13 protein-coding genes are annotated in these 14,044 nt (G+C 62.7%); 2 read left to right on the top strand and 11 right to left on the bottom strand.

What is annotated here, in order from left to right; all coding sequences use genetic code 11:
- Positions 1 to 287: 287 nt before the first annotated feature.
- From PMI40_RS18130 to PMI40_RS18080, 11 genes are all read right to left on the bottom strand, one after another.
- A complete protein-coding gene (locus PMI40_RS18130; protein WP_008118335.1) occupies positions 288 to 1,022 on the bottom strand; it encodes an RNA polymerase sigma factor FliA in 735 nt (244 codons plus the stop codon).
- A 5-nt stretch (positions 1,023 to 1,027) separates the two neighbouring features.
- The gene (locus PMI40_RS18125; RefSeq protein ID WP_040502365.1) at positions 1,028 to 1,828 is read right to left on the bottom strand and encodes an antiactivator of flagellar biosynthesis FleN protein; all 801 of its coding nucleotides are present in this window, start codon (positions 1,826 to 1,828) and stop codon (positions 1,028 to 1,030) included.
- A 34-nt stretch (positions 1,829 to 1,862) separates the two neighbouring features.
- On the bottom strand, positions 1,863 to 3,344 hold the full coding sequence (flhF, locus tag PMI40_RS18120) for a flagellar biosynthesis protein FlhF (protein ID WP_008118331.1): 1,482 nt from the start codon (positions 3,342 to 3,344) through the stop codon (positions 1,863 to 1,865).
- Positions 3,341 to 5,473: a flagellar biosynthesis protein FlhA gene (gene flhA, locus PMI40_RS18115; RefSeq protein ID WP_008118328.1), complete on the bottom strand. Its 2,133-nt coding sequence runs from the start codon at positions 5,471 to 5,473 to the stop codon at positions 3,341 to 3,343. Before flhA ends, flhF begins: the two co-directional genes overlap by 4 nt.
- 2 nt (positions 5,474 to 5,475) lie before the next feature.
- A complete protein-coding gene (gene flhB / locus PMI40_RS18110; protein ID WP_008118326.1) occupies positions 5,476 to 6,648 on the bottom strand; it encodes a flagellar biosynthesis protein FlhB in 1,173 nt (390 codons plus the stop codon).
- Positions 6,649 to 7,000: 352 nt separating this feature from the next.
- Entirely contained in the window at positions 7,001 to 7,606 is a 606-nt protein-coding gene (gene cheZ / locus PMI40_RS18105; protein ID WP_255348143.1) for a protein phosphatase CheZ, read from the bottom strand.
- 52 nt (positions 7,607 to 7,658) lie between these two features.
- Positions 7,659 to 8,048: a chemotaxis response regulator CheY gene (cheY, locus tag PMI40_RS18100; RefSeq protein ID WP_008118322.1), complete on the bottom strand. Its 390-nt coding sequence runs from the start codon at positions 8,046 to 8,048 to the stop codon at positions 7,659 to 7,661.
- 179 nt (positions 8,049 to 8,227) lie between these two features.
- Positions 8,228 to 9,304, bottom strand: coding sequence for a chemotaxis response regulator protein-glutamate methylesterase (locus PMI40_RS18095; RefSeq protein ID WP_008118321.1), 1,077 nt, complete (start codon positions 9,302 to 9,304; stop codon positions 8,228 to 8,230).
- 64 nt (positions 9,305 to 9,368) lie between these two features.
- Positions 9,369 to 9,977 (bottom strand): chemoreceptor glutamine deamidase CheD, encoded by a 609-nt coding sequence (gene cheD, locus PMI40_RS18090; protein ID WP_008118319.1) that lies wholly within the window; start codon positions 9,975 to 9,977, stop codon positions 9,369 to 9,371.
- Complete coding sequence (locus tag PMI40_RS18085; RefSeq protein ID WP_008118317.1) at positions 9,974 to 10,843, bottom strand: CheR family methyltransferase; 870 nt, start codon at positions 10,841 to 10,843, stop codon at positions 9,974 to 9,976. The genes cheD and PMI40_RS18085 overlap by 4 nt, the downstream gene beginning before the upstream one ends.
- A 221-nt stretch (positions 10,844 to 11,064) precedes the next feature.
- Positions 11,065 to 12,723 carry a methyl-accepting chemotaxis protein gene (locus PMI40_RS18080; protein WP_008118316.1) on the bottom strand — a complete coding sequence of 553 codons (1,659 nt, stop codon included), beginning with the start codon at positions 12,721 to 12,723 and terminating at the stop codon, positions 11,065 to 11,067.
- 225 nt (positions 12,724 to 12,948) lie between these two features.
- Here PMI40_RS18080 and PMI40_RS18075 point away from each other — a divergent pair, with 225 nt between their 5' ends.
- Together PMI40_RS18075 and PMI40_RS18070 are read left to right on the top strand one after the other, a co-directional pair.
- Positions 12,949 to 13,236, top strand: coding sequence for a hypothetical protein (locus tag PMI40_RS18075; protein ID WP_008118314.1), 288 nt, complete (start codon positions 12,949 to 12,951; stop codon positions 13,234 to 13,236).
- A 110-nt stretch (positions 13,237 to 13,346) separates the two neighbouring features.
- Positions 13,347 to 13,643, top strand: a complete 297-nt coding sequence (locus PMI40_RS18070) for a hypothetical protein (protein WP_008118311.1) — start codon at positions 13,347 to 13,349, stop codon at positions 13,641 to 13,643.
- Positions 13,644 to 14,044: the final 401 nt, after the last annotated feature.

The following is a 14,044-nucleotide window of genomic DNA, read 5'->3' as shown; positions in this document are numbered from 1 at the left end:
AGGACCGTATCGAAGACGCACCGACGCACCGGCATACACGCCTTCGATACGCTGCCAGGGCAGCTACTCAGTCCGAACGGAAATAAATTGTTGTCAATCACCAGTAACCGTTCGGACTGAGTACGTCGGCAGGACCGAATCGAAGACACACCGACGCACCGGCATAAACGCCTTCGATACGCTGCCCGGGCAGCCACTCGGTCCGAACGGAAATAGATTGTTTATGTCGATATCGAAGGCGCACGCGCGGCCAGGTCGTGATCACCTTGGCAACATGGCTACCAGCCTCAGGTCACCCCGGTCCAGGCATGTTCGCGCAAATAGGTGCGCATGCGCGATACGGCCTGTGCGTGCAACTGGCATACGCGCGACTCGGAAACCCCCATGACGGCGCCAATTTCCTTGAGGTTCATTTCCTGCTCGTAATACAGGCCCATCAGAATCTGCTCGCGCTCGGGCAGTGCCTTGACCGACTCCACCACCGCTTCGCGAAACCCGCCATTGATCAGGCTTTGCAGCGGGTCCTCCGATTCCGAGGTCTGATGGCGATCGAGGAAATGCTCGTGGCCGCCCTCGTCGTCATGGAAGTCTTCGTAATAGATCAGCTGGTGACCACCGCAGTCACCCAGTAAGGCCTGATACTCGACCAGGCTCAACTTCATGTGCTGGGCCACTTCGATTTCCTGCGGGGGACGGCCCAATTGCTGCAGCAGGGCCTGCATCGCTTCTTCTACCTTGCGTGCATTCTGGCGGATGCTGCGCGGCAGCCAGTCGCTGCTGCGCAGTTCGTCGAGCATGGCCCCACGGATGCGCTGGACGGCGTAGGTCTCGAACTGCGCGCCGTGCGTCTCTTCATAGCGATTGACGGCATCAAGCAGCCCCATCATGCCGGCCTGGATCAGATCATCCACCTCGACACTGGGGGGCAACTTGGCTTTCATCTGATGCGCCAGTTTCTTCACCAATGGCGCATGCAGCTCAAGCATCTGGTTCTTGCCTGGTTTTCCCTTGACGTTATACATGCACGTCACACTCCAAGACTTGCACCATCGGTTGCCATGCCAAAAGTACTCTTGACCTCTTGCGGCATGACGAATCGCTTGGCCAATCGATGAAAGGCAATCGTCGCGCCCGCGAACGGGAACACGTCCATGACCGCCCTGCCTTGCCCGCATGCACGACGAATATGATCGTCGGCAGGTACCGAGCCCAAGAACTTCAGTTGTGCTGCCAGGTAACGACTGGCGGCCTGCGCCATGTTGGCATATACCGTTTGCGCCTCGGCCTCGGTGGCGTCGTTGACGATCAGGCTGAAAGGACGTCGACCGATCTTGTCCGAGAGGCTCTTGAGCAGCACGTACGCAGCCTTGATCGAACTTGCCGTAGTGGAAACCTGGATCACGATCTCGCCCATTTCCATGGTCGGCACCGGCATCGATTGATCGTCGGCCAATACTCCGTTGACCAAGGTAATTTCGGCTTGTTCAATCAGGCCATCAAAGATTTCGGCCAACCGTCCAGCTTGCGGGCTGTTACTGCCGGGCACCGTGCGCCGGGCGATGCGCGCCATCGAGAAACCTTCCGGCAGCAGCCGCACCGCCTCATGCATGCCACGTTCCTTGCGCGCCACCTCCTGCAGCGTGGCCACGTCGTGGCGCAAGCCGATACGGGTCAGCAGGCCCGACGAGGCCACCCCGCCATCGATGAGCAACACGTTGTGGTTGCCCTGGGCCAGCGCGGTGGCCAGGTTGATGAGCATGGCGCTCTTTTCTTCTTCTCCCAAGACCGAGAAAAAGGTAAACAAGCGGGGCACCGGACGCTCCAGCATGCGCCGCAGCCCTGCCGCCTGGTCGATATCGTAACTAGCCAAGGATCACCTCGCGCAAGCCCTTGTCGTTCATCGACATGGCTGTGGGGCCTACCACTCCAGGCAACTCGGCCTCCTGGAATTCGAACGGCGCCGTCTCGCGCTTTTGCTTGAAGGCACGATCAGCCAGGTACAGCTTGTTGGCCACATGCAGGTCCTCGGGTACCCGCTGGCCATTGGCCACATAGTGCAGGTTGAGCTTGTGACGAATCACCACGTCGAGCACATTGCCGATGGTGGCGGCTTCGTCGAGCTTGGTGACGATGCAACCGGCCAGGCCCGAACTCGAGTACGCATGCACCACTTCGTTGAGCGTGCCGCCGGTGGCGGTGGCATTGAGGCACAGCAGGCGCTTGATGTCGACACCGGCGCCTGCCAGCATGGCGTCCTGCTCGGCCACCATCTGGTCGCGCTGGCCCACGCCGGCCGTATCGATGAGCACGGTGTGCTTGCCCTTGAGCTCTTCGAGTGCGATGCGCAGGTCGGTTTCATCCTTGACCGAATGCACCATCACGCCCAGGATCTTGCCGTAGATGCGCAGCTGCTCGTAACCACCGATACGGTAACCGTCGGTGGTGATGAGCGCCAGCTTGCCCGAACCGTGACGCATCACGCAGCGCGCCGCCAGCTTGGCCGTGGTGGTGGTCTTGCCGACTCCGGTGGGGCCGACCAACGCGAACACGCCGCCGTTTTCCAGGAGTTCGCTCTCGTTGGCCAGGGTATTGAGGTTGCGCGCCAGCACCGACTTGACCCAGAACATGATGTCCTGCGACTTCGAGTTGGCAGGCAGGTTTTCGGTGATCAGGCGCGACAGGCTGGCCGAGAAACCGGCGGCCAGCATTTCCTTCATCACCTGGGCCTTGATCGGCTCGCGCTTCTGGGTGCCGCCCCAGGAGATCTCGGCGAGCTGGGTTTCCAGCACGCCACGCATGGAACGGATCTCGCTCATCACATCCGACAGGATCTCGTCGTAGTCCTTGCCCTCGAATTCGGGCAGCGCCGAACGTGGCCGGTCGTCCTGGCGCTCCTCGCCTGCCTCGTCGGCACTCGCCTGGACCGGGCGCGCGGCACTGCGGCTGCGCCATACACGGGCATCGGCCGGCAGTTCTGCTTGCTCGGCACGGGGCGCGCTCCGGCTCGGCTGCGCCTGGTCCAGCAGCGGCGCGGCTTCGGCGCGTGGCGCGCGCGGCGGTTGGGCCAGCGGCGAAGACAGCAATGCCGGGCGGCGCGCGGCGCCCGCCTGGCCTTGTGGTTGCCCCGACTGTTGCTGCAGCGACGCCGGTTGCGCACGCGCGGCTGCCTCGCGACCCGCGGTGGGCGCCACCAGCGTGGTCATGTCTTCGTTGGCCATCGCCAGGATCTCGACGCCATCGGGAATGTTGCGGTTGGAGAGGATGACCGCATCGGGCCCCAGCGCTTCACGCACCTGGCGCCACGCCTCGCGGGACGAATTGGCGATAAATTTCTTCACGTTCATGCTTGCCCTCCAACTAGGCTGGTAACTTTAATCGTTTTCGAATCCGGTACTTCGGCATGCGACAGCACACGCAGCTGAGGCATGGCGCGGCGCAAGAATCGCGCCAGCAGCGTACGCAACGGCGCCGGCACCAGCAGTACCGGGGCCAGGCCCATCTGTTCCTGGCGTTGCACGGCCTGCTCGGTCTGTCCGACCAGCGCATCGGCCAGGCCCGGCTCGATGCCGCCGCTGTCGCCGCCGGCCTGCATTGCCTGCAACAACAGGCGCTCCAGCTTGGCGTCTAGCGCCATGACCGACAGCTCGTTCTCACCCGGGAAGATCTGCTGAATGATCGCACGGCCCAAGGCTATCCGTACGATCGCCGTCAATTCGTTAGGCTCCTGCACCCGTGCCGCGTGTTCGGCCAGCGCTTCGATGATAGTGCGCATGTCGCGAATGTGCACGCCTTCGGCGAGCAGGTTCTGCAACACCTTCTGCAGGGTGCCCAGCGGCAGCATCTTCGGCACCAGGTCCTCGACCAGCTTGGGTGCTTCCTTGGCCAGGTGGTCCAGCAAGCTCTGCACTTCCTGGCGACCCAGCAGCTCGGCCGCATGGGTGGTGATGAGGTGATTCAGGTGCGTCGCCACCACGGTGCCGGCGTCGACCACCGTGTAGCCCATGGTCGAGGCCTGTTCGCGCATGCCGCTGTCGATCCATACCGCCGGCAGGCCGAACGCGGGATCGCTGGTCATCATGCCCGGCAATGGCCCGGTCACCATGCCCGGGTTGATCGCCAGGAACTGCCCGGCCAGCGATTCGCCCTTGCCGATATCGACACCCTTGAGGGTAATCCGGTATGCCGAGGGTTTCAATTCGAGGTTGTCGCGGATGTGGATCGGCGGCGACAGGAAACCGACTTCCTGCGCAAACTTCTTGCGGATGCCCTTGATGCGCTTGAGCAATTCGCCACCCTGCGCCTTGTCCACCAGCGGGATGAGCCGATAGCCCACTTCCAGCCCGAGGGTGTCGACCGGCATCACATCGGACCAGCTGGCTTCCTCGGCCTCCTGTGCCGGCGCCGCACCGGCGGCCGCGCCGCTGGCACCGGCTGCGGCACCCGCGGCACCGCCCGCCTGTTGCGCATCGACCTTGGCCTGCGCGCTGCGCTTGCTGGCAAGATAGGCGCCGCCACCCATGGCCGCTGCCAGCAGCAGGAAGGCGAAGTGCGGCATGCCGGGGATGAGGCCCATGCCGCCGATGATGACGGCGGTGATGTAGAGCACCTCGGGCTTGGCGAACAACTGGTTGATCAGCTGGCCACCGACGTCCTGGTCGTTGGCCACGCGCGACACCACCACACCGGCGGCGGTGGAGATGATCAACGAAGGAATCTGCGCCACCAGGCCGTCACCGATGGCCAGCAGGGTGTAGTTCTTGATGGCGGCGTCAAATGGCATGTCGTGCTGCACCATACCGACGACCAGGCCGCCGACGATGTTGACCACGGTCACGATGATGCCGGCGATGGCGTCACCGCGCACGTACTTGCTGGCGCCGTCCATGGCACCGTAGAACTCGGACTCCTGCGCCACTTCCTTGCGGCGGGCACGGGCCTCGGGTTCGCCGATCAGGCCGGCATTGAGGTCGGCGTCGATCGCCATCTGCTTGCCGGGCATGGCGTCCAGGGTGAAGCGCGCGCCCACTTCGGCGATCCGTCCCGCACCCTTGGTCACGACCATGAAGTTGATGATGGTCAGGATCACGAACACCACGATACCGACCGTATAGTTGCCGCCGATGAGGAAGTGACCGAAGGCCTCGATCACCTTGCCGGCGGCGTCGGGGCCGGAATGGCCCTCGGTCAGCACGATCCGGGTGGACGCCACGTTGAGCGACAGGCGCAGCATGGTACTGACCAGCAGCACCGCCGGGAAGGCGATGAAGTCCAGCGGCTTGACGGTATAGAGGGCCGTCATCAGCACGATCACCGACAGCGAGATGTTGAAGCTGAACAGCACGTCGAGCAGGAACGCCGGCAGCGGCAGGATCATCATCGCCAGCATCATGACGATGATGACCGGCGCCGCCAGCGCCTTGGATTGCTTCACCGGCAACCAGGCCGGCATTTTCATGGTGTTGAGTTTGGCCATCGTCAATGCTGTGTTCTACGCTGTGCTGCGCGCGATTTGGTGGCGGTGAGCGGGTCGAGCTCGGCCGGCACCGCCAGTGCGGTCGGTTGTTCGGGACGATCACCGCCGTAGCGGCCGAAGGTACGCAGCTGGAACACATAGGCCAGCACCTCCGCCACCGCCGTGTAGAGCGCCTCGGGGATCTCGTCGCCGATCTCGGTATGGGTATGCAAGGCACGCGCCAGCGGTGGCGCCTCCAGCAAGGGCACCTTGTTCTCGCGGGCCAGTTCGCGGATCTTGGCGGCGACGTCGTCGGCGCCCTTGGCGACCACGCGCGGCGCGCCCATCTTGCCCTCGGTGTACTTCAACGCCACCGCATAATGCGTCGGGTTGGTCACTACCACGTCGGCCGTCGGCACCTCTGCCATCATCCGACGCCGCGCCATGGCGCGCTGCATGGCCCTGATCTTGCCCTTGATGTGGGGGTCGCCTTCGGCTTCCTTGTGTTCCTGCTTGACCTCTTCGCGCGTCATGCGCAGCTTGCGGCCGTAGTTCCAGATCTGGTAAGGCACGTCCAGCACGGCGATGAAGATCAATGCCGACACCATGGTGATGAAGGCGGTCCACAGCAACTGCACCGAATGCCGGGTACCCATCGGCAGCGATTCCACGCTCAGTCCCATCATGGCATCCATCTGCCCCATGATCGCCATCCAGGCCACCGAGCCCACCAGGATGGTCTTGAGTACCGCCTTGACCAGCTCGACCAGCGAATTGATCGAGACCATGTTGGTCACGCCATTGATCGGGTTGAGCTTGCTGAACTTGGGCATGAGCGATTGGCCATTGAACAGCCAGCCGCCAAGGATCAGGGGCGACGCCACGGCCGCCAGGGTCATCATGAAAAACAACGGGATGGCTGCAATGATGACTTGCAACAGGTGTCCCGACAGCATTTCGAACAACACCGCGGGATCGAATGCGGCGGCCCGCTCGAAGCTGAAGGTCGACGCCAGCAGCCGATTGAGGCTGGTCACCAGCGGCCCGCTGAAGGCATGCACGGCAAATCCACCCACCAGCAACAGCACGCAGGTCGCCATTTCGCGCGAGCGTGGCACATCCCCCTGCTCACGGGCACGCTCAAGGCGTTTGCCCGTAGCGGGTTCGGTCCGCTCCATGTCGCTGTCTTCGGCCATTGCCGCAATCCCCCTGCCAAAACCACATTCCCGTTGAATAGACGGATTTCGAGAACGATAGGCAGGATTATTGGCGAGCCGGAGCGGCCCTCATCATGGGAATAGGGGTGGAAAGGTCCCGCATTTCGGACTAGGCAAAACCGCAATGGTCTGCCTATGGCGAAACGTGACGTATCGAAGTGACATCCAGTGATGCCGTATTGCCAATGCGCGCACCACGGCCCGTAGGACGAGTTGCATTTCAGCAATAAGAGTGGCCGAGCCCTGCGTACCGCCTGCCTGCCGGCCGGCGGCATCCGATGCCGGTCATCGGGCCAGCGCCGGGCGACAACGCCGCGCGCTGGCCACTACTTCAAAAGCCCAGGCTTTCGAGCAGATCGTCGACCTGCCCCTGGTTGGCGATGACGTCCTTGCCCGTGGGATCGATCTGCGGCCCGTTGAGCAAACCCGTATCTTCGCGCTTGACCTCGCTGGGCGAATAGTCGACCAGCAACTGAACCAGTTGTGATTCGAGCTCATGCGCCAGTTCCGTGACGCGCTTGATCACCTGCCCGGTCAGGTCCTGGAAATCCTGCGCCATCATGATATCGAGCAGTTGCTGCTTGGTGACCACGCTATCCTCGCTGGCCTGGCCCAGGAAGGCCGAGGTGCGCGCCGCCAGGGCCCGGTAGTCGGCTTCGGAGAAGGCCGCACTGGTCACCGCGTCCCACTGCGACTTGAGCTCGACGGCGCCCTCGCCGATGCGATCCTGCAAGGGACTGGCCAACTCGGTGGCGGTCAGCACGCGTTGCGCTGCCTGCTCGGTCATGTGCGCCACGTATTCCAGCCGGTCGCGCGCGTCGGGCATGTCGCTGGCGGCCTTCTCCAGCAGACGGTCGAACCCCAGGCCGCGCAGGCTGTCGTGCAGGTTGCGCGTCATGTGACCGATACGAACCAGCACTTCGTCGCCCCCGGCTATGCCGGCGGCGCCATGCCCCTGGACTTGTGCGGCATCGACGACGCCACCCACGTCAGCCACCCATCTTTTCGAAGATCTTCTTCAGCTTCTCGTCCAGCGTGGCCGCGGTAAATGGCTTGACCACGTAGCCGTTGGCGCCGGCCTGGGCGGCGGCCACGATGTTTTCCTTCTTGGCCTCGGCCGTCACCATCAGCACCGGCAGCTTGGACAGGCTCGGATCCTTGCGGATTTCCTGCAACATGGTCAAGCCGTCCATGTTGGGCATGTTCCAATCCGAGACAACGAAATCGAACTGGTCGGAGCGCAGCTTCTGCAGCGCCTGGACGCCGTCTTCGGCCTCGTCGACGTTGGTGAAACCCAATTCCTTGAGCAGGTTGCGCACGATGCGGCGCATGGTCGAAAAGTCATCAACGACGAGGAATTTGGTATTTGGATCGGACATGCTGACACTCCATCTGTTCAAATGATCTATTGGTTAACGGCAAGCTGCGCTCTAAACTTGAACCGCTAACTTTCGTTATCTGGTTGACGCGGCAACGACAGGAACATCCCCTTCTCGCGCCCCGGCATTGTAGTGCAGCCTTTGCCAAAATGGCAGCGCTATCGCCCTGCCGCAGCGTATTAGACGCGCAATGCCCGGCTTCCGTGTTCGGCCAGCCACGCCAAGACCCGCGCCGGCATCGCCAGCAAAGGCAGCACTTCGTGGGCCGCGCCCACGGCAATGGCCTCGCGCGGCATGCCGAACACCACGCTGGATGCCTCGTCCTGGGCGAAGTTATAGGCGCCCGCGTTGCGCATCTCGAGCATGCCCTGGGCGCCATCCTTGCCCATGCCGGTCAGGATCACCCCCACCGCATTCTTGCCCGCGCACACCGCCGCCGACTGGAACAGCACGTCGACCGAAGGCCGATGGCGGTTGACCGGTGGTCCCTGGTCGAGCTGGGTCATGTAGTTGGCGCCGCTGCGTACCAGCTTCAGGTGCGAATGCCCCGGCGCGATATAGGCGTGGCCCGGCAGCACGCGCTCGTTGCCGGCCGACTCGACCACCGAGATCTTGCACAGGTTGTTGAGGCGCTGGGCGAATGACCGGGTGAAGCCCTCGGGCATGTGCTGGGTGATCAGGATACCGGGGCAATCGGACGGCATGCGGATCAGGAATTCCTTGATCGCCTCGGTGCCGCCGGTGGACGCACCGATGATGATCAGCTTTTCGCTACTGGTGAGGGGATTGCGGATCTGCGGCAGCGCCTCGGCGCCGCCCGCGGCCACTTCGGCGGTGCGCGGCGCGCGGGCCCGTACCCGCGCCTTGGAGGCGGCGCGGATCTTGTCGGCGATCATGTCGGCGTATTCCTGCATGCCGCTCTGGATCGAGATCTTGGGCTTGGTGACGAAATCGATGGCGCCCAGTTCCAGCGCGCGCAGGGTGATTTCCGAGCCACGCTCGGTCAGCGAGGACACCATCACCACCGGCATCGGCCGCAGGCGCATCAGCTTTTCCAGGAAATCGAGGCCATCCATGCGTGGCATTTCGACGTCCAGCGTGAGCACGTCCGGATTGGTCTGCTTGATCAACTCGCGCGCGATGATCGGGTCGGGCGCCACGCCCACCACTTCCATGTCGGGCTGGCTACCGATGATTTCACGCATGACACTGCGGATCAGTGCCGAATCGTCAACAATGAGTACTTTTATTTTCATCTTCATGCCTTCAATATTACCTGCCATGCCATGCCGTGCCGCCCTCCTGGCGGCAGAGACCTGCTCAGAACAGGTCGACCGCGCCGCTCACAGGCTTGGTGACCAGCTTGCTGGCGTAGGCTTTTTCGCGGTCCACCAGCGTGTTGTTATGCAGTTGCTTCAGTTTCTTGACCAGTACCTTGCCGGTGCGGGGAAAATAGTAGACCTTGCGCGGATAGATATCATTGAGATCCTCGGCGACCACCTTGATGCTTTCGGCCTTGAGATACTTGCGCACGAACTCGGCATTGCGCTCGCCCACGTTGATCGCGGAAAAACCACGCAGCACGTTACCCCCGCCAAATACCTTGGCTTCCAGGTTGTCGCGCCGGGCGCCGGCCTTGAGCACGTCGTTGATCAGGATTTCCATGGCATAGGTGCCATAGCGCGCCGAGGCCGATACCGGACTGCCGTCGTCGCCGCCACCATCGGGCAGCATGAAGTGATTCATGCCACCGATACCCGAGACCCGGTCGCGGATACAGGCCGACACGCAGGAACCGAGGACGGTGACGATCATCATGTCCTTGTGCGTGAAAAAATACTCGCCCGGCAGGATCTTGGCGGCGTCGCAATCGAAGGTGCGATCGTAATAGAGGTTGGTGGCAAACTGTTCCGGCGCCTGCTGGCTCATGGCTTGGCCCTCGCACCGCGCTGCGCGGCGTTGAGTTCGTAGACGGTCTTGCCCTTGAGCTTGAGCGCATCCGAGACATACAGGAAGTTCTCGGAATGGCCTGCAAACAGCAGCGCGTGCGGCTTCATCAATGGCACGAAGCGCGACAGGATCTTGCTTTGGGTGGGCTTGTCGAAATAGATCATCACGTTACGGCAGAAGATCACGTCGAACTGGCCGCTGATCGGCCAGCCATCCGCCAGCAGGTTCAACTGCTTGAAGGTGATCAGCTTGCGCAGCTCCGGGCGCACCCGCACGAAGCCCTCGTGACTGCCCTTGCCACGCAGGAAGAACTTCTTGACCCGTTCCGGCGACAGCTTGTCGATGCGCTCCATCGGATAGACGCCATTGGCGCCGGTGGCCAGCACATTGGTATCGATATCGGTGGCCACGATCTGCACCGGCGGCGTGAGCGAACCGTAGGCCTCGCACACGGTCATGGCAATGGTATAGGGCTCCTCGCCGGTGGAGGCGGCCGAACACCAGATGGTGACCGGCTCCTTCTGCATCTTGAGGAATTCGGCCAGGATTGGGAAGTGATGCGACTCGCGGAAAAACGAGGTCAGGTTGGTGGTGAGCGCATTGGTGAATGCCTCCCACTCTTCCGAATCCTGGGTACGTTCGAGCGTGTCGAGATATTGGACGAAGGAATGGATGCCGGTGGCGCGCAGGCGGCGCGCCAGGCGGCTGTAGACCATTTCCTGCTTGCTGTCGGCCAGCGCGATGCCGGCCCGTTGATAGATGAGAGCCCTGACGCGCTCGAAGTCACGGGAGGTGAAATCGAATTCCTTGCCAGACTCGCCCTTGCTTTGCACAGTAGGCTTCACTGTATTTCCTTCTCTCGCTGGGCGTCACTGACCCGTCTGCTTATGGCTAACAACCTGCCGCTGTCGCGAGCAGGTTCCCCCTTGTCGAATAATCTATCAGCGGCCGGGTGGGGTCAAGCGAATCAGCCTTTGAAATGAAGCGGTTTTACCCCCCTATTGCGCGAGGTCAATATGCCTGTTTGATGCCCTAGCCGACAGCGCCTGCCAGCAGCGGGCACGATTCACGAGCGAGCTGCCCGGCCTGGCGCCATGGGGACTGGCCGTGCCGGCACCGATGGCGGGGCTGGCGCCGGTTCGGCATGCATCGAGCGATAACCGATGCGAAACCCGCCCCAATGGCGACCATTGACGTGAATCGGCACCGACAGGTCATGCATCACCTCGCCGGTATCGCGTTTATACGTTTGCAACAAAAATGGCTTGGTATTGGCACCGCACCGCCTGCCGGTGCGGTCGCTGAAGATGCGCTTGGTCCGGTTGTTGACCAGGTCCACCGCGTAGTCGCCGGTGAGCGGCTGCGAGAACTTGCGATTATGGGTGGGAAAATAACCGTTGTCGTCGACCGCCCCCGCGTAGGCCAGCTGGGGCATGCGCTCCAGGATAGCCTCCTGCAGCGGCGGCAGTACCTGATCGGTGAATGCGTCGAAGCGGGTGGTGTGCTTCTGCGGCAAGGTATGGGGGATCGGCTGGTAGCTGCGATCGAACAGGTCGGCTTGTGAAATCCGGCCGGCAGCGATCGATTTTTCGAACAGCCGGCCGATATCGCGTGCGGCCTGCAATGCCAGCTCGCGTACCACGTCGTGCGCGGTGCGTGCCTGGCCCTCGGCAATCGCCTCGAACACCACCTCGGCGCGCTCCGACAAGGCCATGGCCGACGCCGCCACGCGCGGCAACTCGCCATCGGTCTGCAGCATGCCATCGCGAATGGCGGTAATCGAATCGGCAATGTACTGGGTGGTCTGCACGTTCTCGCGCGAAGCGACCGCGATTTCCTCGATCTGCTCCTGCGACTGCCCGGCCGAGCGCTCGATGTTGTTCAACAGGCCATGTACCCGTTCGACGTTCTGCGCCGCCTCCAGCACCCGCCCGCTCAGGGCGTTCATGCCGGCTGCGGCGCGTTCGGCCTCGTCGGTAATGGACCGCACCATCACGCCGATGTCATCGGTGGCTTCCTTGGTGCGCTGGGCCAACTGGCGCACTTCACCGGCCACGACGGCAAATCCCCTGCCCTGCTCGCCGGCACGCGCGGCCTCGATGGCGGCATTGAGCGCCAGCAGGTTGGTGCGCGCAGCGATCTCGCTGATGACTTCGGTAATGCCATGGATACGCCTGGATTTTTCCTGCAGCTGCGCCATCATGCCCGAGGCTGCCTGGGCGTCGCTGCGCGCCTGCACGATATGGCGCAGGCCATGGTCGACCTCGGTACGGCCGCTGACGCTTTCGCTACGCACTTCGGCGGCAATGGCCGAGGCGCGCTCGGCGTTGCTGGCGATCTGCGCCGTGGTCGCGGCATTCTGGGCGGCGCTGGCGGCGATGCCATTGGCCGCATCCACATCCGTATGGATCTTGCTCTTGATGGTATCGACGAAGAACGAGGTCTCGGCCGCGCCGATCATGATGTGATCGATCTCGTTGCCCACCTTGTCGATGAACGGCGCATGACCCACACCATCGGAGCGCCGCAGCAATGCCAGGCACGCCAGCGCCAGCCCCACCGCAGCCACGCCTACCCAGGGCGCCTTGAGCCGATGGGCCGGGTCGAGCGCCTCGGCACCGAATGCCAGCGCAGCCCCTGCCAGCACCGCCATCAACCATGGCAACGCGCGCCTGGCCCCGTCCACGGCGCCGATGGCCGGCGCTCCCGTCTCAAACCCTGCCATGATCCTGTCTCCCTGCGGGTATCCCGCTTGTTCGCACCCGCTTCCAGGCGGGCGGTTTGGTACATCGGCATGCGGGCGCACTGCCCCGTATGGCACAGATGGTAGAACCGCTAGCTTACGCGTAACTTATGACAGTGGGCAGCCCGGCCGGCACGGCACGACGAGCAAGCGCACGATCGTGTTATCTTGCCGGTTTTTCAATGTTCAAGAACCCCCGGAGCCGCCATGCCCACCCAGGAAGAATTCGACGCTCTCAAGCAAAGCCACAACAACCTGCTCAATAAATTCATCGAGAACAACACTGCCGACCAGATCCTGTTTTCCACGCTATTTACGGCGGCAGCCGTCATGTCGCGCGACGGCAGGCAATTTACCGATGGCGTCATCGGCATCGCCCGCTCGCTGGCTGCCCAGTTGGCAGACGGTGGCGGCATGCCACAGGCCTTGCTGGATACGGTCGAGACCCGCATCGCGACCATCGAGACGCTGCTCAAGGACAAGTTCGACCAGTGACCGCTGCGGGATTGCACTGACGACAATCGGCTGCATTGGCTGACTTCGTGGCCGTCCCGGGTTCTCTAGAATGAAGCCATCTTGGATCGATTCACTCAGAGGAGCTCATCATGATCAGCTTTCGCAACCTGGTACTGGGCGTAGCCGTGACCACCGCCAGCACGGCCGCCCTGGCGCAGGGCTTCGAGCAACGCGGTCCGACCGGCGACAATCGCGCCGCCACCGGCAACCCCGCAGTACAGGCCGCGCCGAACCAGAACCCGCACGAGATCGCCGCGCAGAAGCGCCCGCTGCCTCCCGGCGCAACCAAGGCACCCGACCCGTCCGGCCAGCACCAGTCGTCCAGCAATGCCAGCGCTGCTCCCGGTCATCCCCAATCGGATCATACCGGGGCACAGGAGCAGTAAGTTGCGCCGTCCATCGGCTTGACCGGAAACAGCGGCGGCATGCCGCTGTTTTTGTGTCATATCCTTCTGCGACGCGTGCGACCGGGCCACCCGGAGATCGCATGATGTCCATTGCCGTCGCGCAGCTACCCGGCAGCTACCTTCTCGACACATCGATCAGCTCGACCCGCACCGATCGGCCTGATCATCATTTCCAAAATACAATATTACTTATAATTATTGATTTCCGGCCCTTCCAGGGAAAGTCTCCCTGCAGTGATCATATCGTTCGCAACTCCAGGGCCAGCAAGGTAATATATTCGTAGCTGTGAATCAGGACGCCACCGGCGGCAACTTGTCCGTGATAACATTTACGTCGCTGCTGCTGGCGTCCGCGGTATGATCTGCGTGTTTGCCGACAA

This window comes from Herbaspirillum sp. YR522 (assembly GCF_000282575.1).
In the GTDB taxonomy this organism is placed as follows: domain Bacteria; phylum Pseudomonadota; class Gammaproteobacteria; order Burkholderiales; family Burkholderiaceae_D; genus Herbaspirillum.
The sequence above is the reverse complement of the archived record's forward strand: the minus strand, read 5'-3'. Positions and strand labels throughout refer to the sequence as shown.